This window comes from Limimaricola litoreus (assembly GCF_024159025.1).
GTDB classification, from domain to species: Bacteria; Pseudomonadota; Alphaproteobacteria; order Rhodobacterales; family Rhodobacteraceae; genus Limimaricola; species Limimaricola litoreus.
Map to the genome: position 1 here is coordinate 14,840 of NZ_JAMYXC010000049.1, position 25,360 is coordinate 40,199.

At 66.4% G+C, this 25,360-nt stretch carries 25 protein-coding genes and 1 pseudogene; 12 read left to right on the top strand and 14 right to left on the bottom strand.

What is annotated here, in order from left to right; all coding sequences use genetic code 11:
* Window position 1: 1 nt before the first annotated feature.
* On the top strand, window positions 2-949 hold the full coding sequence (locus tag NHG85_RS03935; RefSeq protein ID WP_253330022.1) for an ABC transporter substrate-binding protein: 948 nt from the start codon (window positions 2-4) through the stop codon (window positions 947-949).
* Window positions 946-2,001 carry a FecCD family ABC transporter permease gene (locus tag NHG85_RS03940; RefSeq protein WP_253330023.1) on the top strand — a complete coding sequence of 352 codons (1,056 nt, stop codon included), beginning with the start codon at window positions 946-948 and terminating at the stop codon, window positions 1,999-2,001. The genes NHG85_RS03935 and NHG85_RS03940 overlap by 4 nt, the downstream gene beginning before the upstream one ends.
* Before the next feature lie 270 nt (window positions 2,002-2,271).
* Here NHG85_RS03940 and NHG85_RS03945 read toward each other — a convergent pair whose 3' ends face one another.
* The 3 genes from NHG85_RS03945 to NHG85_RS03955 form a co-directional block, all read right to left on the bottom strand.
* On the bottom strand, window positions 2,272-2,904 hold the full coding sequence (locus NHG85_RS03945; protein WP_253330139.1) for a tyrosine-type recombinase/integrase: 633 nt from the start codon (window positions 2,902-2,904) through the stop codon (window positions 2,272-2,274).
* Between the two features lie 135 nt (window positions 2,905-3,039).
* Window positions 3,040-3,921, bottom strand: coding sequence for an alpha/beta fold hydrolase (locus NHG85_RS03950; protein ID WP_253330025.1), 882 nt, complete (start codon window positions 3,919-3,921; stop codon window positions 3,040-3,042).
* Window positions 3,922-4,409: 488 nt separating this feature from the next.
* Complete coding sequence (locus NHG85_RS03955; RefSeq protein ID WP_253330027.1) at window positions 4,410-5,297, bottom strand: LysR family transcriptional regulator; 888 nt, start codon at window positions 5,295-5,297, stop codon at window positions 4,410-4,412.
* Window positions 5,298-5,397: 100 nt separating this feature from the next.
* Here NHG85_RS03955 and NHG85_RS03960 point away from each other — a divergent pair.
* Together NHG85_RS03960 and NHG85_RS03965 are read left to right on the top strand one after the other, a co-directional pair.
* Window positions 5,398-6,120: pseudogene (locus NHG85_RS03960) on the top strand (DUF4386 domain-containing protein).
* Window positions 6,121-6,144: 24 nt separating this feature from the next.
* The gene (locus NHG85_RS03965; RefSeq protein ID WP_253330029.1) at window positions 6,145-6,855 is read left to right on the top strand and encodes an NAD(P)-dependent oxidoreductase; all 711 of its coding nucleotides are present in this window, start codon (window positions 6,145-6,147) and stop codon (window positions 6,853-6,855) included.
* Window positions 6,856-6,863: 8 nt separating this feature from the next.
* On the opposite strand, the gene NHG85_RS03970 is transcribed toward NHG85_RS03965, so the two are convergent.
* Complete coding sequence (locus NHG85_RS03970) at window positions 6,864-7,568, bottom strand: helix-turn-helix transcriptional regulator (RefSeq protein WP_253330031.1); 705 nt, start codon at window positions 7,566-7,568, stop codon at window positions 6,864-6,866.
* 64 nt (window positions 7,569-7,632) lie between these two features.
* Here NHG85_RS03970 and NHG85_RS03975 point away from each other — a divergent pair, with 64 nt between their 5' ends.
* From NHG85_RS03975 to NHG85_RS04000, 6 genes are all read left to right on the top strand, one after another.
* Window positions 7,633-8,241 carry a glutathione S-transferase family protein gene (locus NHG85_RS03975; protein ID WP_253330033.1) on the top strand — a complete coding sequence of 203 codons (609 nt, stop codon included), beginning with the start codon at window positions 7,633-7,635 and terminating at the stop codon, window positions 8,239-8,241.
* Between the two features lie 233 nt (window positions 8,242-8,474).
* Window positions 8,475-9,527, top strand: coding sequence for an AraC family transcriptional regulator (locus NHG85_RS03980; RefSeq protein WP_253330035.1), 1,053 nt, complete (start codon window positions 8,475-8,477; stop codon window positions 9,525-9,527).
* Between the two features lie 99 nt (window positions 9,528-9,626).
* A complete protein-coding gene (locus NHG85_RS03985) occupies window positions 9,627-9,992 on the top strand; it encodes a glycine zipper family protein (protein ID WP_253330037.1) in 366 nt (121 codons plus the stop codon).
* Window positions 9,993-10,228: 236 nt separating this feature from the next.
* A complete protein-coding gene (locus tag NHG85_RS03990) occupies window positions 10,229-10,549 on the top strand; it encodes a hypothetical protein (RefSeq protein WP_253330039.1) in 321 nt (106 codons plus the stop codon).
* Window positions 10,550-10,565: 16 nt separating this feature from the next.
* Window positions 10,566-10,700, top strand: coding sequence for an NAD-dependent epimerase/dehydratase family protein (locus tag NHG85_RS03995; RefSeq protein ID WP_253330041.1), 135 nt, complete (start codon window positions 10,566-10,568; stop codon window positions 10,698-10,700).
* Between the two features lie 9 nt (window positions 10,701-10,709).
* On the top strand, window positions 10,710-11,642 hold the full coding sequence (locus NHG85_RS04000) for an IS5 family transposase (RefSeq protein ID WP_253330043.1): 933 nt from the start codon (window positions 10,710-10,712) through the stop codon (window positions 11,640-11,642).
* A gap of 137 nt (window positions 11,643-11,779) precedes the next feature.
* On the opposite strand, the gene NHG85_RS04005 is transcribed toward NHG85_RS04000, so the two are convergent.
* Genes NHG85_RS04005 through NHG85_RS04025 form a run of 5 tightly spaced genes read right to left on the bottom strand, consistent with a single transcriptional unit; the run spans window position 11,780 to window position 16,457 of the window.
* Window positions 11,780-12,331 (bottom strand): helix-turn-helix domain-containing protein, encoded by a 552-nt coding sequence (locus tag NHG85_RS04005; RefSeq protein ID WP_253330045.1) that lies wholly within the window; start codon window positions 12,329-12,331, stop codon window positions 11,780-11,782.
* Window positions 12,277-13,608 carry a sigma-54-dependent transcriptional regulator family protein gene (locus tag NHG85_RS04010; protein WP_253330047.1) on the bottom strand — a complete coding sequence of 444 codons (1,332 nt, stop codon included), beginning with the start codon at window positions 13,606-13,608 and terminating at the stop codon, window positions 12,277-12,279. The genes NHG85_RS04005 and NHG85_RS04010 overlap by 55 nt, the downstream gene beginning before the upstream one ends.
* Window positions 13,609-13,657: 49 nt before the next feature.
* The gene (locus NHG85_RS04015) at window positions 13,658-14,458 is read right to left on the bottom strand and encodes an SDR family NAD(P)-dependent oxidoreductase (RefSeq protein WP_253330049.1); all 801 of its coding nucleotides are present in this window, start codon (window positions 14,456-14,458) and stop codon (window positions 13,658-13,660) included.
* Between the two features lie 10 nt (window positions 14,459-14,468).
* A complete protein-coding gene (locus tag NHG85_RS04020) occupies window positions 14,469-15,437 on the bottom strand; it encodes an LLM class oxidoreductase (RefSeq protein WP_253330052.1) in 969 nt (322 codons plus the stop codon).
* Window positions 15,438-15,461: 24 nt separating this feature from the next.
* Complete coding sequence (locus NHG85_RS04025; RefSeq protein ID WP_253330054.1) at window positions 15,462-16,457, bottom strand: zinc-binding alcohol dehydrogenase family protein; 996 nt, start codon at window positions 16,455-16,457, stop codon at window positions 15,462-15,464.
* A gap of 111 nt (window positions 16,458-16,568) precedes the next feature.
* Here NHG85_RS04025 and NHG85_RS04030 point away from each other — a divergent pair, with 111 nt between their 5' ends.
* Entirely contained in the window at window positions 16,569-17,474 is a 906-nt protein-coding gene (locus NHG85_RS04030) for a LysR family transcriptional regulator (RefSeq protein ID WP_253330056.1), read from the top strand.
* A gap of 20 nt (window positions 17,475-17,494) precedes the next feature.
* Here the strand turns inward: NHG85_RS04030 and NHG85_RS04035 are convergent, their stop codons facing one another.
* The 5 genes from NHG85_RS04035 to NHG85_RS04055 all read right to left on the bottom strand — a co-directional run bounded on the left by NHG85_RS04035 (window position 17,495) and on the right by NHG85_RS04055 (window position 24,368).
* Complete coding sequence (locus NHG85_RS04035) at window positions 17,495-19,531, bottom strand: NADH:flavin oxidoreductase (protein WP_253330058.1); 2,037 nt, start codon at window positions 19,529-19,531, stop codon at window positions 17,495-17,497.
* Window positions 19,532-19,576: 45 nt separating this feature from the next.
* The gene (locus tag NHG85_RS04040; protein WP_253330061.1) at window positions 19,577-21,136 is read right to left on the bottom strand and encodes a trimethylamine methyltransferase family protein; all 1,560 of its coding nucleotides are present in this window, start codon (window positions 21,134-21,136) and stop codon (window positions 19,577-19,579) included.
* 361 nt (window positions 21,137-21,497) lie between these two features.
* On the bottom strand, window positions 21,498-22,073 hold the full coding sequence (locus NHG85_RS04045) for a zinc-binding dehydrogenase (protein ID WP_253330062.1): 576 nt from the start codon (window positions 22,071-22,073) through the stop codon (window positions 21,498-21,500).
* A 260-nt stretch (window positions 22,074-22,333) separates the two neighbouring features.
* Complete coding sequence (locus tag NHG85_RS04050) at window positions 22,334-23,455, bottom strand: NAD(P)/FAD-dependent oxidoreductase (RefSeq protein WP_256500087.1); 1,122 nt, start codon at window positions 23,453-23,455, stop codon at window positions 22,334-22,336.
* Window positions 23,456-23,486: 31 nt separating this feature from the next.
* A complete protein-coding gene (locus NHG85_RS04055) occupies window positions 23,487-24,368 on the bottom strand; it encodes a pirin family protein (protein WP_253330064.1) in 882 nt (293 codons plus the stop codon).
* Between the two features lie 105 nt (window positions 24,369-24,473).
* Here NHG85_RS04055 and NHG85_RS04060 point away from each other — a divergent pair, with 105 nt between their 5' ends.
* Window positions 24,474-25,358: a LysR family transcriptional regulator gene (locus NHG85_RS04060; protein ID WP_253330065.1), complete on the top strand. Its 885-nt coding sequence runs from the start codon at window positions 24,474-24,476 to the stop codon at window positions 25,356-25,358.
* Window positions 25,359-25,360: the final 2 nt, after the last annotated feature.

Here is a 25,360-nt window from a genome sequence, read left to right on the forward strand (position 1 = left end):
CATGACTTTCCGAATCCTTCCTGTCGCTTTTCTTCTTGCCGCCCCTGCCGCCGCTCAGGCTTTCCCCGTGACCGTGCAGAGCTGCGACCGTGAAATCACCTTCGAGGGCGCGCCGGAGCGCGCGGTGTCGAACGACGTCAACCTGACCGAGATGATGCTGGCGCTCGGACTGCGCGATCGCATGGTCGGCTACACCGGGGTCTCCGGATGGAAGACCCTCGACGAGAGGCTGCGCGCCGATGTCGAGACGCTGCCGGAGCTGTCGCCGCAATATCCTGGCCGCGAGGTGCTGCTGGGCGCCAATGCCGACTTCTACTTTGCCGGCTGGAACTACGGCATGAATGTCGGCGGCGAGGTGACGCCAGACACGCTCGCGCCTTTTGGCATTTCGGTCTACGAACTCACCGAAAGCTGCACGCATGTGATGGAGAAGCCCAAGGCGAGCTTCGAGGATCTCTATTCCGACATCCGCAATCTCGGGACGATCTTTGGGGTCGCGGAGCGGGCCGAAGCCCTGGTAGCCGACTGGCACGAGGATCTCGTTCGGCAGAAAGACGCTGCCGGGAACGGCGCCAGGCCACTTCGCGTCTTCGTCTATGACAGCGGCGAGGATACGCCGTTCACGGCCGGGCGCTTTGCCATGCCCACTGCACTCATCGAGGCCGCGGGCGGCGTCAACGTTATGGACGATTTAGAGAAGAGCTGGGCAACGGTCGGTTGGGAGGAGATGATCGCGCGCGATCCGGAGATGATCCTGATCGTCAATTACGGCGAGGTCACCGCCGCCCAGAAGCGCGAATTCCTGATGTCGAACCCGGCCTTCGCCGACGTCATCGCCGTGCGTGAGAACAATTTCGTTACGCTCGACTATGTCGCTGCCACGCCTGGTCCGCGCAACATTGAGGCGGTGGGCGTGCTGGCTCGGGCCTTCGCCGAGGCGGGGGAATGACGGACACCTCCCTGTCGATCGCCCGCCGGGCTCAAGCCCGGCGGGCGCGGATGTTTCCAGCCACACTCGGGCTTGCGGTTCTGGTGTTGGGCCTCTCCTTTACATTCGCCGTAGGTATCGGCGCGGTGCCCGTCGGGGCCCGGACGGTCTGGGGTGTCATCGCGAACCAGCTCATGCCGGGCCTGGTCGAGGTCACTTGGCCGGCCGGTCACAAGGCCATCGTCTGGGACTTGAGAATGCCGCGGGCGATCCTTGCCGGGCTTGTGGGTGCGGGGCTGGCGCTGGTAGGCGCGGTCTTACAGGCCGTCACGCGAAACGCGCTGGCGGACCCCCATCTGCTCGGCATCTCCTCCGGCGGGGCCTTCGGCGCGATCACCGCGCTGCTGCACACCGGGATGATCCTTGGCCTCGCCACCGTGCCGATCTTCGCCTTCGCCGGCGCCCTCGGTGCGATGGCGCTGGTGCTCGGCGTGGCACGGCTGGCGGACGCGGCCTCGGCAGAGCGGTTGGTGCTCGCCGGAGTCGCGGTGTCCTTCATCGTGATGGCCGGGGCGAACGCGATGATCTTCCTCGGCGATCCGCGCGCCTCGCACACTGCGCTGTTCTGGATGCTGGGCGGTCTCGGACTGGCGCAATGGTCGCATCTGGCCTATCCGGCCCTCGTGCTCGCGCTCTGCGGCCCGTGGCTCTGGCTCAGGGCACAGGATCTCGACGCCATGACGATCGGGGACGAAACCGCAGCGACCTTGGGTATCCCGGTGTCACGGTTCCGGCTTGAGGTGTTTATCGCGGGCGCCCTGCTGACCGGGGTCATGGTGGCGTTCCCCGGGGCGATCGGCTTCGTCGGACTGATGATCCCGCATGTCGCCCGTATGGTCGTGGGCGGCAGTCAGGCCCGCGTCCTGCCGTTTTCGGCTCTGCTCGGTGCGGTGTTTCTAATCTGGTGCGACCTGTTCGCCAGAACGGTGATGGCACCACAGGATATCCCGATCGGCGTAGTGACAGGCCTCATCGGCGGGCTCTTTTTCGTATGGCTGCTTTCCCGGCGGTAGGTCCTCATAGGATGGTCGCTCCTTCTTCCAAGCTGCCGTTTCCGGACTGTGCGGTGGATGGCAGCTTTGCTCTTCTTCTAACGGCTTTCGCGGAAGCAGCGCTGACTAAGCAGATGCAGCGAAGGTCCGGAAGGTCCCGCACTGCGGTTCTTCACCCAACGAAAATGCTGCGCGATACTCGAATGGCCGCAAAGCGAAAGCTGCGGCGCAGCGCTGGAATGACCGACGAGCGGCGGCTCTGGGCCGGCCGCTACCGACCGGCCCGACTCCTCATAGCTCCACAGCCTCCGCGATGGCGAGCGCATCTTCGAGCTCGACGCCGAGGTAGCGCACCGTGCTATCCATCTTAGTATGGCCGAGCAGGAGCTGCACCGCGCGAAGGTTGCCAGTCTTGCGATATATCTGCGCCACTTTGGTCCGACGCATCGAGTGGGTGCCGTAGGCGCTTGGCTCGAGACCAATCGCGTTCACCCAGTTCCGCACGAGGCGGGCGTATTGCCTTGTGGAGATATGCCTGCGTTCGTGAAAGCGCCCCGGCCAGAGATGCTCCGACCCGATCATCAGCGGAGCCTCGAGCCAAGTAGCGATGGCTTTTCGCGTCCCCTCAGTGATCTCGAAGCTGACCGGCCTCTGGGTTTTGCTCTGGACGATCGAAGCGCGGTGCTTGACCTGTCCGGCCGCATACACGTCAGCGACCTTCATTTTCACCAGGTCGCATCCTCGCAACTTGCTGTCGATCGCGAGATTGAGAAGCGCAAACTCGCGGGTCCGCTGAGCGATCTCGAGGCGGACCCGGATCGCCCATACATGCTTCGGTTCGAGCGGACGCTTCTGACCAACGATGCGGCCTTTGTTCCAAGCAGGACGGCAGGCGCGGATGGCTGGCAGGTTTGTAGTCGGCATGAAGGTTCCTCCGATCCCCCACGCCCGCCACGTCTTCAGCATCATGCCGACGGCCGAACATACCAAATCCGCCGAATCGCGATGCTGTCACAACGGGCCGAGCCTGCCGCACCACGGCATGTCCGCTTTGAGCCCTCAGCCGACGTTGCCAAGGAACTCCTGGATCGCGGCGTTCAGGGCTTCCGATGCGTTCTCGTGGACGAGGTGCGACGCATTTCCAATGACCTTTATACTGGCATCGGGCAGCCTTTCCTCAAGGTCTTCGATCAGCAGGCCAAACAAGCGCGGACTTTCACCTCTGCCAATCAGAAGGACAGGAACGCGAACGTCCGTGAATGAGGTGCCGATCAGATCCGGGAACCCCTGATGCAAGGCGAGGGCTCGATCAGGACCGCGGTTTTCCCAGACTTGAGAATAGCGCTCCCCCGACAGGGCCCCGAAGTATCGGTCGCCCAGAACGCCGCGCCCAAATCTTTCAACGGCCAACTTGTCGTCGCCGCGGCGGAACGCCTTTTCCGATGGCCCAGCGGCGCTTGCACCGAATTTCACGATGGCGAGCGCAAGCCGGGGCGCGGAAAACAGAAGGCCGATCAACTGCACGAGCTTTGGCGGAACGTTCACATGCATGGAGATGACGGGCGGCTCGATCAGGACAAGGCTGCGGAACAGCTCGGGCGCCTGCTTTGCCGCCAAGAGTGAAACAAGTCCGCCCCATGAATGTCCGACGACATGGGCCTGTTCCGCACCCATAACCCTGATCAAACCCACGAGATCATCCACATGCGTCTGGATGGGGTCACCGGCATCCGATGCTATCGGGGCGTTCGGCGCGTGGTAACGTCGGCTGTAGGCAATCGTGCGATAGCGGTCAGGAAAGAAGTCAAGCTGATCGGTCCATGTGCGTAGGTCCGAGGCACTGCCATGCACGAAAACGAGGGCATTTCCTTCGCCTCTTTCGAAGGTCGCAAGAACAGTGCCGTTTAAGGATACCGGCTTGGTTTTATCGAAATCCAGCATCGCTGCAAGCATAGCGCATATTGCGTCGGGCGTTAATGACCGCTTCGTCCGCGCACCGGACCTTGCCGTCGGCCTGAATGCTGCACCACCTCTCGAAAGTCCGCTTCTGGGATGCGCTGATCGGACGGTGAAGGTCCGGTTAGGGCCGAGAGCAGCCACGGTATGGAACGGCAGAAAGCCTCCATTCTTGACCTTCCTGATCTGGTAGCCTCGCTCTTTTGCCCTGCTCGAACATGATGCAAACCTCCAGCTGCTCATCGTCACTCTGTTGAGACCAGACGGATATTGCCCAGTCGAGATCGCGCTTGATTGCCCGGCTGATACGGTGTGATCGCAGAGTTTCTCGAATGACGCAGCTGTGTTCGCGGCAGTCTCAACCAAGCAAGCCGGAGCCATGGTCGCACCTCGGACGATGTGCCGCGTCTCGTCGTGGAAAGTTGTATCCTGACCTTCAGGGGCCCGCACACGACCGGGCGACGGGACGGTCTTCAGGTTGAGAACCCTTCCACCAGCGCGTCGAAGACAACCCGCAGCCGGCGGGACCGGGCGATGTCGCGATGGGCGACGATCCAGACCGGGAAATCGATCGCCGCGAAGCCCGGCACGGCACGCTCGACCAGCGGATCGGCATCGCCAATGCGGTCGTCGAGGATACCGATCCCCATGCCCTGCCGCACCATTTCCCACATCACCGTGAAGTTGCGGCAACGATAGGGAAAATTGCCCTCGTCGAGGCTGAAGCCCTTGGTGTTCAGCAGGCCCATGAGGCTGCCCGAGGCATCGATCTCGATGAACTCCGCCGCCGAGAAGCCCTGGGCCGCGCCCGGTCGTCCCAGCCGGTCGAGATAGCCCGGCGCCGCGTAGAGCCGGGCCTGCGCGTCGCGGACCCGCCGCCCGATCAGGTCGGGCTCGGTCGGCCGGACGTTGCGCACCGCGATGTCGGCCTCACGCCGCGACAAGTCCGACAGCGCGTTCGAGACGACCACCTCGATCCGGATGCGCGGCTCCTGCCGGTGCAGCCGGTCGAGGATCGGCGGCAGCAGGTAGCTGGCATAGGCATCCGAGGCCGAGATCGCCACGTCGCCCTCCAGTGCCTCGGTCTGGCCCCAAGCCGCCAGCGACAGCGCGCGGGCGCCTTCGCCCATGGCGCGCGCATGCTCCAGAAGGTCGTGGCCCGCGGGCGTCAGACGCAGCCCGCGCCCCGAGCGTTCGAACAGCGCGACGCCGAGCTCCGCCTCCAGCGCCTTGACCTGCCGGCCCAGCGTCGGCTGCGCCAGCTTCAGCGCGCGGGCAGCGGCGGAGAGCGAGCCTTCCTCGGCCGTCACGAGAAAGGCCCGGGCCCGGTTCCAGTCGAAGGTGACGCTGCGCCAATCCATACGGATTTGCATATCAGCTCGACAAGACCGGTCAATTCTCTGCGGGGCCAGGGGGACGTAGGATAGGAGCAGTCCGCAGCCATCGTCAGGAGGTGCTCTCATGCTCTCTTTTCACGATCCATCCTCTCGCGCCTATGCCCGCCTGACCGGGGCGCTTTACCTCGTAATCGCCTTTGCCGGGGGCTTTTCGATCCTCTACGTGCCGAGCGCGTTGAACGTCGCGGGCGATCCGGCGACGACCTTCGCCAACATCGCCGAGAGGCGCGGCCTGTTTCATGCGGGCCTCGTAGGCGACGTGGTGATGATGACCGCCGAGGTGTTCGTTTCGGTCCTGCTCTACTTCATGTTTCGCCCGGTGAACGCGACGCTGTCGCTTGCCGCGTCCTATGCGCGGCTGATGATGGTCGCCGTGATGGCGGCGATGCTGTTCTTTCATGCCGGATCGCTCGCGCTGGCCGATGGCCGGGTGCCGCTCGACAGTTTCAGCGCGGCGCAACGCATCGAGCTGGCTGGCCTCCTGCGCCATGTCCACGACGCGGGCGTCTGGATCTGACAGGTCTTCTTCTGCCTGCACCTGATCCTTCTGGGCACGCTGGTCCTGCGCTCGGGGCTCTATCCACGGGCCTTGGGTTTTGGCCTGATCGTCGGTGGCACGGGCTACCTCGTCGACAGCGTGCAGATGTTCGCCCTGCCCGACGCCGCGATGCTGGCGGCGGTGAAGATTGCGCTCTTGCTCGTCGTGACGCTGGCCGAGATCGGCTTCGCGCTCTGGCTGCTGTTGCGCGGCCCGCGCGCCCGCGCGCCGCACCCCATCCCGGCCTGACCCCATATCGCAAGGAGATCCCCCATGAAACGCATCTGCATCGTCGGCATTTCGGGCAAGCTCGGGCAATACATGACCGAACACGCGCTGGCGCGCGACTACGAAGTCACCGGCGTTTGTCGCCCCGAGAGCGTCGGCAAACTCTCCCGCTTCAAGGGCCGCATTACGGTCCATCCCGGCCGCACCGACGACCGCGCGGTGATCGAGCGGGCCACGCGCGACTGCGACGGCGTGCTGGTGGTTCTCGCGCCCTGGGGCGTGCAGGACTACGCCTCGCGCACCGCGCGCGCTGTGCTCGACCTCGCCCCGCCCGCCGCGCGGCTCGTGTTCTCCTGCGGCTGGCACATCAGCCGCGACGGCCGCGACCGCTATGGCTGGAAGATCCGCGCAATCGTCAGGTTCGGCACCCCGATCCTGAGGGCGCTGCGCCTCGTTGATCTCGACGATCAGGTCCGCGCGACCGACCTCGTCTTCGCTTCGGATCGCGACTGGACCGTCGTGCGTGGCTCGGATCTCGAGGAGGGCCCGAGCGAGGGCCTGCCGGTCTGGGCCCGCCATGTCGGCGACCCGATCCTCGCGAGCAACCTGACCCGGCGCACCGATTTCGCGCTGTTCATGGTGGCGGCGCTGACCGACCCGGCGCTGGTCCGCGAGGCGCCGGCCATCACCGGGCGCAACGGTCTCTCGATCCGCACAGCCGAGGCCGCCATCGGGCCCATGCCCGCCGCGCGCTGAACGTGTGCCTATGCCTTCGCGGCTCCTCCGGACTCGGTCCGTCGTGCCACATAGTCACGCAGCAGGGACACGCGCCGGGGCCTGAAGCTGCGACCGCTAAAGCAGGCGTCTTCGATCCCGGACGCATGGAAGATGCGCCAGTCCTGCCTGAGGCAGCACCAAACCAAGAGCTTCAGTGCGCCGTCCGAGTAGCTGATGCCGAGGGGCCAGACCTCGCGCTGCGTGACCCGACCCCCGAGGTCGCGATACCGGACGTCGAGCGCCAGCTCCTCCCAGCAGGCGCGGCGCAGAAGCGTCATGTCGACGGTGAAGTCCACAGACGCGGGTGGCGGATGGAAGCTGCGCAGGACGGTGTGCATGGCCTGTCTTGATTGCTCGTCCGCCAGCGTCGCGATGATCCGCGCGAGGGCCGTGCGGCCCGCCTCCTCCAGCACCGCGTCGCCGGTCCGGCGCAGCTCTCCGACGGCGAGAACGAGCGCCTCGATCTCCAGCCGCGAGAAGCTTTGCGGCGGCAGGGCGGGGTCCTCGGTCAGCCGGTAACCGACCCCGGCCTCGCCATCGATCAGCGCACCGCCGGCGCGCAGCGTGGCGATGTCGCGGTAGAGCTGTCGTCGCGAGACGTCCGTCTCCTGCGCCAGCCGCGCCGCAGTGACCGGCGCGGGCAGGCGTCGCAGCGCGTCCATCAGGCGCATGAGGCGATCGGTCCGGGCCATGCTGACGGAATCTGTCAGCACACCGAGCCTATAGCAAGACAGGACACAAACTCAGGAGCCAGTCATGCTGACCTTCTACCACGCCCCGCAGTCCCGCTCGACTTCCATCCTCGTTCTGATCGAGGAGATGGGTATCGCCGACCGCATCGACCTGCGCGAGGTCTCGGTCGTCAGGCCGGACGGCAGCGGCGGTCCGGACCCCCGCAATCCGCATCCCGAGGGAAAGGTGCCCTACCTGACCGACGGCGACGACCACGTGCACGAACGAGGCGCGATCATCACCTACCTGACGGACAGGTTCCCCGAGACGGGGCTCGGTCGGCCGGTCGGGCATCCGCAGCGCGGGGCCTTCCTGAGCTGGCTGTTCTACTACCAGGGCGTGATGGAGCCGGTTCTGGTGCTCGACTGGGCCAAGATCGAACATCCCATCCTACAGGCGACCTTCCGCTATCTCGATGCTGTCTTCGCCCGGCTGTCGGAGGCGCTGCACGGCCAGCCCTACCTTCTCGGCGAGGACTACTCGGCGGTCGACCTGCTGCTGTCGAGCCCGTTCCAGTGGCTGCCGGAGGCCAGGCCGGAGCAGCCTGCCCTTCGGGCCTGGATCGCGCGCTGCGCCGATCGCCCGGCGCTGAAGGCGGTCATGGCACGCGAGAGGACTGGAGTCCCGGTTTGAGTTGGGGTCGCAGATGCGGGCAGGTCGGTCAGGCGAATGCAGTCGTCGGCAGCACGTCTGGCCTCTTCGCAACGAGCTTGGGGTCGGGGCATGCGCAAGTGCACAGGTGTCTGGCGAAAGCCGGGTCGGAGCGACCGAAGCCGGCGGCGATCGGGGCAATCATGGGGCGCAGCAAGGGGGTTGTCCCTACGTCATGTATCGGGACAATCTGCCAGCGCCGGTTCAGTGGGGGCATGACCGGGCGCATCGAGATCCTGACCCGAGGAGACTGCCGCATGTCCGATCAGACCATGGCCGCCGGGTTCGCGGCCGCGTTCCTCGACTATGCGGTGGCCGAAGGCGTGCCTCGAGACAGCTTGCTGGCGGCGTCGAGGCTGACGGAGGACGATCTGGCGGATCAGGACACCCGCATCCCGGTCACCTCCTACCGGACCCTCATCGCGACCGGGATCGAGGCGACGGGCGACACCTCGCTGCTCCTGCGGCACGTGCTGGAGACCCGGCTGGAGATGATCTCGATCGTCGGCCAGATCGTGCATGCCTCCACCTCTTTTCCGCACAGTCTCGACCAGCTGAACCGCTATTCGCGCCTCATGGCCGACGTGCCGATCCCCGGGGGACGGGACCGGTTCGAACTGGCGCGGGACGCAGGCGCGGTCTGGCTGGTGGACCACCGCCCCAGCGATGGCAGCTGGATGGCCACGGAGGCGAGCTTCGCGCGGTTCATCTCCGAGTTCCGCCGCTCTGCCCCGGAACACCCTTTCGAGCAAGCGCTGGAGGTGACCTACGCCCCGCCGCCGCATGCCAACCGCTACCCGGAGCTCTTTCGGGTGCCGGTCACGTTCCGCGCGGCGCGCAATGCGCTTCGCATCAATCCGGTCTGGCTCGACGAGGCGTTCGACGGCGGCAAGGACTACGTCTTCGGCATCTTCACGCGCCATGCGGACGCGCTGCTCGACGAGCTTGCCACGCATGACACCATGCGCTCTGTCGTCGAGACACGGATGCTTGCGGGTCTGCACGAGGGCACGCTGTCGATGGATCTCATCGCGCGCGATCTCGGCATGAGCCGGCAGACGCTCTACCGCCGACTGAAGGACGAAGGCGCAACCTTCGCGCAGGTGCATGATGACCTGCGCCGCCGAATGGCGATGGATTACCTGAGCGCAGGCAAGGTTTCGGTCGGCGAGACGGCCTATCTTCTGGGCTTCTCGGAGGCCTCGGCCTTCGTGCGGGCGTTCCGGCGATGGACCGGCGCGAGCCCGACCGCGTGGCGCGGCGATTGATGCCGCAGGTCAAGCCGCTGATCCCCGCGGTCATGCCGTCGAGCGGCGCGGACATGTAATTTCTCTCTCGACACTCTTGGTGGTCGAAGGAGACATGACATGAAACCGATGCTGATCGCCCCGATCTGCATGACCGCCTTGCTGGCGGCCTGCGCCGACATGAGCGCGGATGTGGACCCGATCCTGGACGGCGCGCCGCGCGCGCAGTTCCAAAGCGATCTCGCCGCCTGCCGGCATCTTGCCCGAAGCCAGTCGCAGCTGGACCATGACACGATGGCCGCAGCCGTCATCGGCGCCGGGATCGGCGGCGTGCTGGGCAAGGTCGACGAAGAGGGCGACGCGCTCGGCGGGGCCGTCGTCGGCGCGCTGGCGGGTGCTGCGGCAAGCGCGTCCGAGGCAAGCGACACGCGTGAGGACATCGTCCTGAACTGTCTGCGCGGCCGCGGCCACGCGGTCGTAAACTGAGGGAGGAAGCCATGCATGATGTTCGCACCCGCATGGAGGGCCTGCACCACCTGCTGACCGGGGAGACGGGTCATCTGACAGGACGCCGCGCGTCTGCGCCCCGGCACCTGTGGGGCGATCTCGGCCTGTCCGAGGGGAGGCCGCGCAGCCCGCGACGGTCGCTTCCGGCGCGCCTGTTGCGGTGGTGAGGGTCCGGTCCCCTCGCCTTCGCCTATGCCGGGCTGACCGCACTGCCCATGCTGATGCATCTGGGCGTCGCCGCCGGTGCCCCACTCGGCCGCCTGACGGTCGGCGGGCGCTTTCCCGGCCGCCTGCCGCCGGCCTGGCGGGCGCTGGCGCTGGTCCAGGTCGCGCTGCTCGCAACCATGGCCGGGGCGGTGCTCGCCAGGGCCGGGATCGGCGCGGCGCCGCTGGCGCCCCTGTTCTGGCCCGCCCTCGCGCTCACGCTGCTATCGCTCGCCGCAAACGCCGCCAGCCCCTCGCGCCCGGAGCGCCTGCTCTGGACGCCGGTCCTCTTCCTCATGGCCGCCACCGCGCTTGGCGTCGGCCTGTCATGAACACCGGAGACGATCCATGAACGTTCTCGTTGCCGGCGCGACCGGCTATCTCGGGCGCTTTCTCTGCGCCGAATACGCGCGGCGTGGCCACCATGTGGCGTTGTTGCAGAACTCCCCGCCTGACGGTTTCCGGCGCGGATCGGCCGCATAGGTAGGCGGCATGACCAAGCCCCTGCCTGCCCGCTACCGCACGACGAACTGGTCCGCCTACAACGCGGCACTGCGAAAGCGCGGCTCCCTGCTGATCTGGCTGGACCGGGAGATGACGTGGCTTGCACCGCATGGGGGACGGCCGGGGCGTCCTCCGGTCTTCTCCGAGGGTGCGATACAATTTTGCCTCTCGATCAAGGTTCTGTTCAAGCTGCCGCTGAGGCAGACGGTTGGGATGGTGGCCAGCCTGTTGCGGATGGCGGGGCTGGACTGGCCGGTGCCGGACTACTCGACGCTCTGTCGCAGGCAGAAAAGCTTGTCTGTTCAGATCCCGTATCGCCGGGCCGGTGGCCCGCTGAACCTGCTGGTGGACAGCACCGGCATCAAGTTCCTCGGCGATGGCGAATGGCAGGCCCGCAAGCATGGGCCACAGGGCCGTCGTCAGTGGCGGAAGGTCCACCTGGCCATGGACACGACCACCTCCGACATCCGCGCCGTGGAGTTCACCCCCAGCCGCGACGGCGACAGCCCGGTCCTGCCGGATCTGCTCGACCAGATCCCCGACGACGAGCCGATCGGCACCGTGACCGCCGATGGTGCCTACGATACGCGTCGCTGCCACACCGCGATCATCGAGCGCCAGGCCACGGCGATCATTCCGATCCGCAAGAACGGACGACCTTGGAAAGAAGATGGACCGGCAGCCTTGGCCCGCAACGACATCCTCCGGACGACACGACACTTTGGTCGAGCCTTCTGGAAGCGGTGGACCGGCTACCATCTCCGCAGCCGCGTCGAAGCCAAGATGCGTTGCCTCAAGGCATTCGGAGAGCGCATCGCCGCAAGAGACCCCGACCGCCAGACCGCCGAAGTCCACATCCGCATCGCCCTCATGAACCGCTTCTCAGCTCTCGGCACCGCCGAGATCGTTCGCGTGACATGACCTCACTGGGGAAAGGGGCACCTACGCCTCACCCCTGAGTTCTGCAACAACGCCTCGTCGAAGGGAAAGACGATCTCACGTGACCGTCGCCGGGCCGCCTCGCGGCGGTGTCTTGACGGGCACCGCTGACCGGGGCGTCACGCCGGGCGCGCCAGCCCATGACGCCTTATTTTGCGGTTGATCGTTGCGCGGCTCATACCGAGACGGCGGGCGGCCTCGGTGACGTTCCAGCCGCTGGAGGTCAGCGCATCGCGGATCAGTGTCCCTTCGTCATAAGACAAAGCCCGAATGCGAGCATCCTGAACGGCAGGGACGTGCTCTGCCATCATGATCGACGTCGGGCGCAGATCGACAGGCGTGATCCGGTCCCCTGCCAGGGTCATCAATGCCCGTTCCAGCGCCGCCCGCAGCTCCCGCAGGTTGCCGGGGAACGTATGTGCCCGGATCAAAGCAACCGCCTCAACGCTGAACTCGATTTTCCTGTCGGTCATCCGCGTGGCGAGAACTTGGGCCAGCACCTCCGGTTGCTCGCGATCCCTGAGCGGCGGCAGCGATACCCGCGCCCGGGTGAGCAGGTAATAGAGATCGTCGCGAAACCGTCCATTCGCCACGGCGTCCATCAAGGGTCGTCGGCTCAGGGCCACCAGCTGCGGCTGCGGCTGGCCGATGCCAGGCGCCTCCTCTTCCATCTCGTCCAACTGCCTGCGCAGCTCGACTGCGTCTTGGGCGGCATCTCAACAATGTTGTCGAACACCACCGTCGCAGGAGCTTGCGCGGCTTCGGCCAGCAGGGACAGGACACGCGCCTGTGACAGCAGCGACTGCAAAGCTTCGATGCCCGTCTCAGCTCCGTTCAGCGTATCGCAATCCACCTTGAGCAAGGGCGCGTTGCCGACCAATGCCGCGATCAGTGCCGACTTGCCGGTGCCGGTTTCGCCATCGATCAGAAACGGGACCCCGGTGCGAAACAGCATTTCCGCCTCGGCGCAGCACGCCGCCATGACCTTGCAACCCGTCGCCAACTGCCGAAGCGACAGCGACAGCCTGCGCCGCTGCGGCGCGGTTGCGGGAGGGATGGGGCGACGGACCCGATTAGCCCTGCCGGGTAGCAAGGCTGAAAGGTTCAACATAGCACCCTTGGCTATCGGCATCGACAAGACGCGCTCCGGCACCGTGGCCAGCGCCTCGCTCTCGAGGTCGAACACGGCTTGGAACGGTTGGCCCTTCAGGCCACGAGGCGCGCAGTCGCCGACGATCCTGTCTACGGCCGTGGTTGCCCCGAGGATGATCCCGGCCTCGTCCACGGCGACCAACCCGCCGCCCGACAAAGGCCGGCCATGTGCCCCGGATGAGACCGCCACAAGCAGGCTATCCGCGAAGCGCTGCTCGAACAGCCGGCGCTGAATACGCTCGGCCGCCGTTTCAAGAAACTGGCGGGCGAGGTGATGATCAGTGGCGCTTCCACGATCGAAGGTGACAAGGTTGACCGACCCCACGAGCGCGCCCTCGGCATCGAAGATCGGCGCACCGGTGCAGGCGAAAGCCCTAAGTCTTGCGTAGAAATGGTCGGCACCGCCCACGGTATAGGCGCGCCCTGCGCGCAGGGCCATCGAGACCCCATTGGTCCCGGCGATCCGTTCGTCCCAGCAGGAGCCGAGCGCAATGCCGTTCCAATCCTCCGCATCCCGATCCCGGCCGGCGGTTTCGAGCCGCACGAGCACACCCTCGGCATCGGTGACGACGAGGCAGCGCTTTCCATCTCCGGCGACCGAAGCGAGCTGGCGGAAAAATCCCTGCCTGCCACCGGTGCGCTCGACGATCCGCTTCAGCCTCGGCGCGATCTCCGAGGCTTGCAGGAGCAGGATCGGCCGCGCGGCATCGCGGGTGAGCTTGTGCTGCCGCTCGCAGCGCTCCCAAGAGGCCGCGATCTCCTCCCGCCTGCGGAGGTCTGTGGTGCCTGCAGTCATGCCTCCTCCGCTGCGGATGTTAAGGCAGGCCGGCCGCGATCTCCAAAACCTATCTTCGGGTATGCCCCGCTTCGCCGGTGAGGTCGCGGATCGCCCCCATGACCGCGGCGACTTGGCTCTTGTCATCCGCCGCCGAGTGGGGCTGCGCGAAGCGCCCGCTGTCATTATCGAAATAGCGACCGGAAGCGCTGGCGAACTCGTCCGACAGCGCGGCCCGACCCAGGATGTCGGCCCCGATCGACAGGTCGTTGCCCGCCACGCCGAAGCCCTCCTTGACCATCTTCGAGGCCAGCAGGGAGCCGGGGTTCACGGCGATGAAAGCCGGGCCGTCCGGATGGGCGCGGGCCATCTCCTGCGTCCAGATCGTGATGGCCAGCTTGCTTTGGGCATAGGCGGCCATGTGATCGAGCGCGTGCCTGCCGCGCATCGCGTCTACATCCACGGGTGCCTGCGCCGCCGAGGACAGGTTCACCACCCGGCCATCCTCGGGGAGGATCGGAAGCAGGCGCTGCGTCAGCAGGTAGGGCGCGAGGGTGTTGACGACGAAGCGGGTGTCGAGCCCGTCAGGCGTCCGGGTGTGCGGGGTCTTGTAGACGCCGGCGTTGTTCATCAGCACGTCAAGACGTTCGTGGCGGCTTCGGATGTCCTCGGCCAGCGTCGCGACCTCGTCGAGACGGGACAGGTCGGCGCGGAACGTCTGCGGCGCACCGCCCACCTCCCGCGCGGCAGCTTCCAGCTTTTCGGCGCTGCGCCCGTGAAGCAGGACGGTGTGGCCTTGGGCGGCCAGCGTCTTGGCGGTCAGCAGGCCGATGCCGTCGGTCGCGCCGGTGATCAGGATCGTCTTGGCCATTGGGGCCTCCTCAGCTGTGGAACGCCGGCAGGATCTCGTCCGCCAGTCGCCGCATGGTGTCCTCGATATCCGCGCCATTGAACCGCAGGTTCAGGGCGACGTGGTTGATGCCTTGTTCGCGGATCTGCATCAGGTAGCGCCGCAGGTGGTCCGTGCCCGACCGGAAACCGAGATGGATCGGCTGCGGAGACGCGTCCGCTTGCGCGACGAGATCCACGTAGAGCGACTGCATCACCGGCTTGTCGGGCAGACCGGCTTCGACGATCCGGTGGCGATACTCGCCGACCACGCGGCCCTGCGTCGCTGCGTCGCGCGGATAGGTCATCCAGCCGTCGCCGTTCCGCGCGACCCAGTCGGGAGATTGCTGGCTGCCACCCGTGATCAAGAGCGGCAGGCGGCCGCTCGCGGGTTTGGGCAACATGTCGATCCTGCCTGATAGGATTCCGTGAGCGGTCCGGGCGCGCGGGTAATGCTTGGCCATCGCCCGAATGTAGTCCACGCTGTCGCGGAAGCGTTCGCCGCGATCCTCGAAGCCCATGTCCAGCGCGGGATACTCGTCGGGCCGGTCGCCCGAGGCGACACCGAGCAGAAGCCGCCCGCCCGAGAGCACATCTGCCGAAGCCGCGGCTTTGGCCACATGTGCCGGGTGGCGCAGCGGCAGGACGACACTGGCCACGCCGAGCGCGATGTCGCGCGTCGAGGCGGCCAGTGCCCCGAGGTAGACGAAGGGATCGAAAAGCTGGCCGGCATCGCCGAAGGAGGGCACATTGAACGGCACATCCCGCAGCCACAGCGCCGCGAAGCCGAGGCTATCGGCCAGTCGGGCGCGCTCGGCATGGCGCGCCATGTCGGGCACGGCGCCGTGCGGATAGGCTTCGAGCGGAACGACCAGCCCGATGCTCATCCGTCCCGGCTTGAAGACGGTGTTGTAGGCGCGGTTCAAACTCGGGAAGGTCGCGTGCCTGGTCTCGTCCAACATCTTCGATCTCCTTTTCGCACTACCTCAAAAGCCGTCCAGAACCTGCTTGCCGATCACCCGGCCGCTTTCCTGCCGCAGATGCGCGGCGCGCAGCGCCTCGACGCTCAGCCGTCCCGCCCGTTCCGTCACGGTGGACCGCAATCTGCTCGCGTCGATCATCTCCGACACGCGGTTCAGCAGGTCCCGCTGTGCGCCGATGTCTTCGGTTTGGAACATCGAGCGGGTGAACATGAACTCCCAATGGATGCTCAGCGCCTTGGGCTTTGCAGGCTTGATGTCCAGCGTCTCGGGGTCGTCGATCAGCGCGATCTGGCCGCGCGGTGCGATCAGCTCGATGATCGCGGGCCAGTGCTGATCCGTCGCGGTCAGCGCGGCGACATATGTGGGCGTCAGGCCCAGCTCGGCCACCTGCGCCGCGAGGTCGCCGCGATGATCCACCACGTGATCGGCGCCCATCTTGCGGACCCAGTCCTGCGTCTCGGGACGCGAGGCGGTCGCGATCACCATGAGACCCGTCAGCGCCTTGGCGAGCTGGATCAGGATCGACCCTACGCCACCGGCCCCGCCGAGGACGAGCAGGGTCCCGCCGGTGCCGCCGCCTTCGCTCAGGCGAAAGGACTCGAACAGCATCTCCCACGCCGTGATCGTGGTCAGCGGCAGGCCGGCGGCTTCGGCGAAACCGAGGCTGGCGGGTTTGCGCCCGACGATCCGTTCGTCGACCGCATGAAATGCGGCATTCGTGCCGGCGCGGATGACGTCGCCGGCGTAAAAAACCCCGTCACCGACCGCGTAGCCCGTGACCTCGTCGCCGACTTCAACCACGACCCCCGCCGCATCAAAGCCCAAGACGCGCGGGCCGCCTTCAGGCTGCACCGCCGCGCGTAGCTTGACGTCCACCGGGTTGACCGAGACGCCCTTGACCTCGACCAGCAGGTCGCGCGGGCGAACTTCGGGCCGGTCCGCGTCGAAAATCTCAAGAGTGTCCGCCGCGCCCGCTGCGCGATAGCCGATCGCCTTCATCTGTCATGTCCTTGATGACTTCATTCCGTTGTCCCCCAAGATATCTCTTGCGATTCCCCGTGAAACCGGCAGCTTCCGGATTTGATTATTCGGCCTCGGGATATAATCGCCATGGACACCGACAACCTGCGTCTCTTCGTGATGGCGGCCGAACGGCTCAATATCTCTGCCGCGGGGCGCGAGCTGGGCCTCGCCCCCGCGGTCGCAAGCGCGCGTCTCGCCAAGCTGGAGCAGGAGCTCGACGTGGAGCTTCTGCGGCGCACCACCCGCAAGGTGTCGCTGTCGCTGGAGGGGTCGGATTTCCTGCCCTATGCCCGCGAGATCCTCGCCCAAGCCGATGCGGCCCGGGCTGCCTTGGGAGGCACGGAAGCAGGTCCGAAGGGCACGCTACGCTTCGCAGCACCCAGCAGCTTCGCGCAGCTGCACATCATGCCACTGCTGCCCGAGTTCCACGAACTCTATCCCGATCTCACGCTCGACCTGCGCCTCTCCGATACGCGTTTCGACGCGATCGAGGGCAGCTTCGATCTGGCCCTGCGCAGCGGGCCGCTGAGCGACAGCAGTCTGAAGGGCCGCAAGCTCGCCGATGACACCCGGGTTCTGTGCGCCTCGCCGGCCTATCTCGAAACGCACGGCATCCCGACCACACCGGCGGATCTGGCGGACCACCAGCTCATCGCCTGGAGCAACCTCGAGCCACGGGAACTGGTGAACGCGGCCGGAGAGAAAGCCCTGCTCGACCCCGCCCGCATGAGCTGCCGAACCATCGTGGATGACGGCGATGCGCAGCGCGAGGCAACCCTTGCGGGCGCCGGGCTGTCGATGAACTCTCTGTGGAACGTCGCCCATGAACTGGCGGCGGGCCGGCTTATCCGGGTGCTGCCCGAGTGGAAAATGAACGACCGCTCCGTGCTCTGGCTGGTCTATCCGCGCACCAACGTGCTGACCCCGAAAACCCGGATCTTCATGGACTTCCTGATCGCCCGCCTGTCAGGTCAGGTGGTATGGAGCGAGTGAGCCGACACTCGGTGACCCGTTCAAAGCGGCAGGCACATCCTGAGGCCGTCATAGATCGCCGCGTGAATGTTGCGCGAGGCAACCGCATCGCCGATCCGCAGGAGAACGACTCCCTTGCAATCTCGTGGATAGGGATCGCGCCCCGCCAGCAGCGCCGCGTGATCGACTGACCCGTCATTGGTCGAATGCGGTCGCAGTTCGAAGTAAAGCGTGTCGAGCGGCGCGGTACCATGCTCGACCACGACGTGGTCGACGCGGCGCTCCTCGGACCAGCTCGGCGCGTGGCGCGATCCAAGCTGCGCCACCAGCGCATTGCCGTCGCGCCGCACGCCGGTCAGCATGGTGTGCAGGGTGATCCGCGTATCGGTGCACTGAAAGGCGCGCGCGTAGGGCACGTGGTTCATCCCGCCCATGTCGATGCCGAACATACGCTCGGGCGTGACGATCTCGACCTCGGCACCGCCCTCGGCCAGCAGTTTGGCTGCCGAGAGTGCCTGATGGCCACCATGGTCGTCATAGACGAGCACCTTGCCCTCGGGGCGCAGCTCGCCCGAGAGCACGTCCCACGAACTGTGGCACAGTTCGGCACCGCCCCCCGGCATCGGCGGGGTCTGCGGCAGCCCGCCCGTCGCGATCACCACGATGTCGGGGGCACGGGCGAGCACGTCTTCAGCCTCGGCATAGAGGTCGCACTCGATCCGCGTGCCAAGCCGCTCCAGCTCGGCCACGCGCCAGTCGACGATGCCGACCAGGTCGCGCCGGAGCGGGTTGCGCGTGGCGAGCAGCACCTGCCCGCCCGGCCGCGACGCGGCCTCCAGCACGGTGACGTCATGGCCACGCTCGGCCAGAACCCGCGCCGCTTCGAGCCCGGCGGGACCGGCGCCCACCACCACGGCGCGGCGTCGCGCGGCGGCCTTCGGAATGACATGCGGCATCCGCGCCTCGCGCCCCGTGGCGGCGTTGTGGATGCACAGCGCCTCGCCCGCCTCGTAGATCCGGTCGAGGCAATAGGTCGCGCCGGTGCAGGGCCGGATGCGCGCCTCTTCGCCGCGCATGATCTTGGCGACGATATGCGGATCCGCCATGTGGGCACGGGTCATGCCGACCATGTCGAGCTTGCCCTCGGCGATGGCATGACGCGCGGTGGCCACGTCCGATATCGCGGCGGCGTGAAACACCGGGACGCGCGTCGCCGCCCGCACCTCACCCGCAAAGTCGAGATGCGGGGCCGAGCGCATGCCCGTGATCGGGATCACCTCGTTGAGCGCGGCGTCGTGGTCGATGTGCCCGCGAATGAGATTGAGGAAGTCGATCTTGCCCGAATGCGCGAGGCGGCGGGCGATCTCGATGCCCTCCTCGCGGCTCAGGCCACCCTCCATGTTCTCGTCCGCCACCATGCGGATGCCGGTGATGAACTCCGGGCCGACCGCTTCTCGGACCGCGTCGATCACCGCCCACGTAAAGCGCAGCCGGTTGTCGAGGCTGCCGCCCCACTCGTCCTCGCGCCGGTTCCAGGCGGGAGACCAGAAGGCGTCCATCAAATGGCCGTAGCTTTCGATCTCGATCCCGTCGAGACCGGCCGCCTTCATCCGCTCTGCTGCCGCCGCCCAGTCGCGCACGACGCGGTCGATGTCCCAGTCCTCCATCGCCTTGGGGTGGCTGCGATGCGCCGGCTCTCGCAAGGCCGAGGGCGCGATGACCGGCAACCAGTCGCCACCCGCATAGCCGGTGCGCCGGCCGATATGGGTCAGCTGGATCATCACCGCGCAGCCATGTTCGTGGCAGGCCTCGACCATCTCCGACAGCGGCCGGACGATCTCGTCCTTGTAGGCGGTGAGGTTGCCGAAAGCGGGCGGGCTGTCAGGCGAGACCACCGCAGAGCCTGCGGTCATGGTGAGCGCGATGCCGCCTTTCGCCTTCTCGGTGTGATAGAGCCGGTAGCGTTCGCCCGGCAGGCCGTTCTCGGAATAGGCCGGCTCATGCGCAGTCGACATGACCCGGTTCTTCAGCGTCAGGTGCCTGAGCCGGAAGGGTTGCAAAAGGGGGTCGTCGCGCATCGGGTCACTCCGGTCGGGCAGTCGCATTGAACCGGCTCGCGGCGCTCAATGCCAGCATTCCGGCAGCTCGGCCTTTCGGCGGGCCACGTGATCCGAGATCGCCTCCGCGGTCCCGGGATCGATCGGCGGCGCCTCGTGCTCTGCCAACAGCCGCTTCCAGCGCGCGTTGGCGCGGGTCGCGGCGTCCAGCCCGCCATCCTCATCCCAGCTCTCCCAATTGTGGTTGTCGGCCAGATCCGAGTCCCAGAAGGCGGTCTCATAATGCCGCATGGTATGGGCACAGCCGAAGAAATGGCTGCCCGGCCCGACCTCTCGGAAAGCGTCGAGCGCCAGCGCCTCGTCGGAGGTGTCGATACCGCCGAGATAGCTGTGCAGCGCACCGAGAAAATCGCAGTCGAGCACGAATTTCTCGTAGCTCATCGACAGCAGCCCATCGAGAAACCCTGCCGCATGCAGCACGAAATTGGCACCGCAATTCGCCGCCGCCATCATCGAGACGATGCTCTCCTGCATCGCCTGCGCATCGGGCAGCTTGGAGGTGGTGAAGCTGCCCGAACAGCGCAGCGGCAGACCGGCGTGCCGGGCGAGCTGGCCGACGACCAGCGAGCCGAGCGCGGGCTCGGGCGTGCCGAAGGTGGGCGACCCGCTGCGCAGCGCCATCGAGGAAAGGAAGTTGCCATAGACCACCGGCGCACCGGGCCGCACCAGTTGCGCAAGCGCGCAGCCCGCCAGCGTCTCGGCATGGGCCTGCGCGATGGCCCCGGCATTTGTGACCGGTCCCATCGCGCCTCCCAAGATGAAGGGGACGCAGACTACCCCCTGCCCCGCGGCGGCATAGGCGCGTAACGCCCCAGTCATCGTGCCGTCCCATACGAGCGGCGAATTCACGTTGACGTTGCCCATAATCACGCAGTGGGTGTCGAGAAAACCGGGCGCGAAGGCCAGCCGCGCCAGTTCGACCGAATCCTCGGCCCGTTTCTCGGTGGTCACGGCGCCGAGAAACGGGCGATCCGAAAGCGTCAGATGCGCTGCGACCATGTCGAGATGACGATGGCTGACTGGAATGTCGGTCGGCTCGCAAACCACGCCGCCGGAGTGGTGCATCCATGGGCAGGACTGGGCAAGGCGCACGAAGTCGCGGAAATCGGCGATGGTGCCGTAGCGCCGCCCCCGGTCGAGATCCATCACGAAGGGCGAGCCGTAAGCCGGGGCGAAAACGACGCCGTCGCCGCCGATCTCCACGTCATTGGCCGGATTGCGGGCATGCTGGATGAAGCGCGAGGGCGCGGTCGAAAGCACTTCCGCGAGCAGCCCCTTGGGGAAGCGCACGCGCAGCCCGTCGATCTCTGCCCCGGCCCGACGCCAGAGCCGCAGCGCCTCCTCATCGTCGCGAAACTCGATGCCGATCTCGGCGAGAATGCGGTCAGAAGTGGCCTCGATGCGCGTGAGACCCTCCTCGTCCAGCACAGCGTGCACGGGGGTCTTGCGCCGGATGAAGGGCGGCCCGGCCACCACCGTGCGGAGCCTCATCTCGCGCCGCGCGGCGCGCCCGCCGCTGCGACGGCGCCTTAGGCGCTCGGAATCGGCTTCGACGGAATGAGTCATCCATACCTCCCTCGCTGCCCCTCCAGCCCATCGCATCGGTAGCCGACCTGTCCGCCGAGAAACCGACATGGTTTCGTCGTTTCCGGACTATCGGCGCGGGAAAATGCCGACCGGCGCGCCGAGCATGCCTGCGAAGACCGAGGGTGCCCCGGGCGCACCTGTCGATGTGCTGAGGCCCGCGCGAGGTCAAACGCGCGCCGCGCCGCGATCCGGGCGAACGGATGCGGATCAGGATGGAGGACCCGAGCCGGGGTTTGGGCCCCTACTCCGTCAAGGCCGAAGACGTCTCCGGGGGGCCTGCCGCCCCATGTCGCCGCGTCTTTCGACATGGGGCGACCCCGCGGATTGCCGCGGATTGCGATCAGCCCGCGACCTCGATCCCGATCTTGCCCATATGCGCCTTTTCGAGGAACGCCTCCAGCGCCGCGCGTAGCTCGCGAAGCTTGTAGCTCTCTGCCAGGACGGGCCGGATCTCGCCCCGCTCGATATAGCCTACCAGATCGGTGAAGACCTTCGGTGCCTGCCGGGTGCTTCCGATCAGCGTCAGGTCCTTGAGATAAAGCGTACGCAGGTCGAGCTCGACGATCGGCCCTGCGATCGCACCGGAGGTCACGTATCGGCCGCGCACCGCCAGCGCCTCGAGCAGCGCGGGCCAGCGCGGGCCGCCGACGAGGTCGAGCACGACGTCGAAGGCGATCTCGGGCAGCGCGTCATCGCGGTTCAGAGCGGCGTCTGCGCCCAAGGCCTTGAGGTCATCCGCCTTGGCCGGGCTCGTGACCGCCGTGACATGCGCACCGCGCCGCTTGGCGAGCTGCACCGCCGCCGAGCCGACTCCGCCGGAGGCACCGGTGATCAGCACCCGCTCGGCCCCGAGGCGCACGCGCTGGATCATGCCCTCGGCGGCCGTGAAGGCGCAGGGGAAGGAGGCAAGCTCCACATCCGAAAGCGGCCTGTCGATGTCTTCGAGCTCGCCGAGGACCAGGAGCGCTTCGCCTGGATGACCATCATCTATGACACCGCGCCTCTGAGGGCCGACTTCGAGGCCTCCCGGAAGCGAGTCTAAGCTCTACCATCGAAGCGGTCGTTCGTGTTGCGCGCAGCGAACGGCCGCTTCTTGGCCAAATTCATGGGGTCAGCTCACTGCCCTTGGCTGCGCCTCATAAGTCTGTCCGATCCCGCGGTTTAGCCTTCTCAAGCCTAGTTCAGAAGCTTGTTGTATTTCTTTACGAACAGGTCTTCGCCCTTCATCTTGCGCGTCAGGAGATCACCTGCCGTGAACAGGCCGAGAAAGGAATTGCCGCGCTTCGGGCCGAGCGGCACGAGGATCGGGGCCTTGGGGCCCCATGGCTTGTAGGGCTTCATCTCCTCTGGAGATTTGCCTGCCAGAAGTCCCTTCAGCATCGTCTTGAGCCACGGCATCTGGCGGCTCGTCGCGACGATGGTCATGCCGTCGCCCGCGTCGGCCAGGTCTCCGGCGGCAAAGACATTGGGCAGCGACGACGGGCGCAGCCACGGGTCCACCTTGATACGGTTCGCAGTGCTCTTTTGCGCGCCCGGCAGGCCGTCGATCAACTCGGAGCTGGCGCGCGAGCCCAAGGCGGGAAAGATTAGGTCGAAGTCCTGTTCCGCCCCGTCCGACAGCGTCAGGCGACCGGCGTAGGGTTCGGTCGTGCTTTGAAGGTTCTCGGCCCTTTTCCCGAGTATAAGGGTCACGCCTGCGTCGCGCAGCTTTTTGGCCAGTGCCGTGCCGAGCTTCTCCGGCATGGTGGGAAACAGCCGGGCGGTATCCGAGATCAGCGTGATCTCCTTGTTCGGCATGGCATGGGCGATCTCGCCCGCCAGCTCGGTGCCGACGGCCCCCGCTCCGACGATGCCGATCCTCCGTGCCGCCTTGAGCTGGTCGTAAATGCGCCGATTGGCCTGCCGCAATCCCTCGATGTCGGAGCCGACGGGCTCGAAGGGCTTGGCATTGGACGAGCCGGTAGCGACGACGATGTAGTCGGCTTCGACCCGCTGGCCGTCGTCCAGCGTCACGCCGTTCGCATCGATGCCGCTTGCGCGGGCGTGCAGGACGCGGCCGTTCTTCAGCAGGCGGTCATAGGGAATCAAGGCCCGGTCGAGCAGCGATGGATCGACGACGGCGCGGATCGTCGCGGGCGCATGAACGAAATGGCTGCGCGGTTCGATCAGGGTGACGTCGGCGGTGTCGTCGAGCGATTTGGCAAGCTCGGCACCGATATAGCCGCCGCCGACGATGGCGATGCGTTTGGACATGGGGATGTTTCCTTGTCTGGTGCCCGGGCGGCGGAGGATCCGCAACGCAGGACGCAGTTCTGGTCGGTGGGCGGCCTCAGGCGGTCTCGGAGGGATAGGTGATGCGCCCGAATTTGCCAGCGCGGAATTCGCGGAAGCCCTCGGTCAGCTCGGCTTCGGTGTTCATCACGAAGGGGCCGCGCATTGCTACCGGCTCGTTGATTGGCGCACCGCCGAACAACAGGAGGTCGAGCGGCTCGGCAGCCGGGTTGGTGATCTCGATCTGCGAGCCGTCTTTGCCCAGCACGAAGGTTCGTTGAGCAACAACCTGGGTTCCGCTCACGATGCCGCCTTGTCCGGGCAGGAAGCCCGCGACGGGCAAGCCATCGGGCAGTGTCACATGCGCCGAGCCTATGGGCTCGATGCGGACATGCCATATGAACTCATTCGCAAAGGTCGGGATTGGCGAGGCGGTCCCCTCGTATCCGCCCAGAAGCACCTTGAGATGAGCCTGGCCGCCCGGCAGCGGCACGACTGGCAGGTCCTCGGTCGGAACGGGCCTGTATTCGGCGGGCTCCGCCTTGTTGCGCGCGGGCAGGTTTATCCAGAACTGAAAGCTGTGCAGTCGGCCACCTTGGGTCCGCAGGTCTGCGGATATCATCTCGTCATGCACGATACCGTTGCCTGCCTTCATCCACTGCACGCCGCCCGCGGTGATGGTGCCATGCCCGCCGCTGCTGTCGGCATGGGTCAGCGCGCCTTCTAGGACATAGGAGAAGGTGGCGATGCCGCGGTGCGGATGCGCGAACGACCCGTCGGGATCGGGGATCTCGCCCGGTGCAATGTCCTTCGGCGGCATGTGGTCCAGTAACATGATCGGCCCCACGAACTGCATCGCATCGTCGGGGACGGCTCGGGCGATGGTAAAGGGCCCGATCTGGTCGGGCTGGACGTCGTGCTGTGATGTGACCTGTCTCATCGGGTAACTCCGGTTGCTGAACCAGAGGTAAGCGTCGAAGTGTTGAATTGAAATTTATGTATTCACCGCATCTATATCAGAATCTCTTATCAAGAGGAGGCGCGGATGAAGCTGGATCAACTGAAGGTGCTGCGCGCCGTGGTCGAAACCGGAACGGTCAAATCGGCAGCCGAGAGCCTCAATCGCACCCAGCCCGCCGTGAGCCAGGCCCTGAAGGCGTTGGAGTTTCAGACCGGGACCGAGCTTTTCGATCGCTCGGGCTACAGGCTCGAACTGACGGCGGTGGGTCGGCGGGTCTACCTGCAATCCCTGCGGGTTCTGGCCGAGGCCGAGGATCTGACCCAGCTCATCCGCCATTTCGAGAAAGGGCAGGAAGAAACCGTCACCATCGCCATCGACGCCGCGGCGGATCCGAACCTCATGACGCCCGTGTTGGCCGGGCTTCAAACCCGCTTTCCCGACACCCGTGTCATTCTGCGCGCGGAGGTTCTGTCCGGCGCGATCGAGGCCGTGCGGTCCGGGGCAGCGGCGCTCGCCATGGCCCCGGCGATCCCGGTCATGCTGGAGGAGGAAGGCTTCGACTACAGGCCCCTGAATGGATCAGTGATGCGCAACGTCGCCGCGCCGTCGCTCCTCGATGCCATGAACGCCCCCCGCACGCTGGCCGATCTTCGGCGGTTCCATCAGGTGATCGCGCGGGACAGCGGCCAGGCCTCTGGCCTGTTCGACCGCGAGCTTGGCGTCCAGAAAGGACAGAGGCGGTGGTATGTCAGCGACCTGCACATGAAGAAGCAACTGCTGGTGGCAGGGCTGGGCTGGGGCCGCCTGCCGGAGCATTTGATCGCCGAGGAGTTGGCGCAAGACCGACTGCGGGACATCGTCCTGCCCCATACCCATCTCAGCTTCGAGATCGAGGTCTTCGTCTTTCGCCAGCGCAGGTCGGCCATAGGGCCCGTGGCCACTCATCTGTGGGACGCGTTTGCTCATTGAGG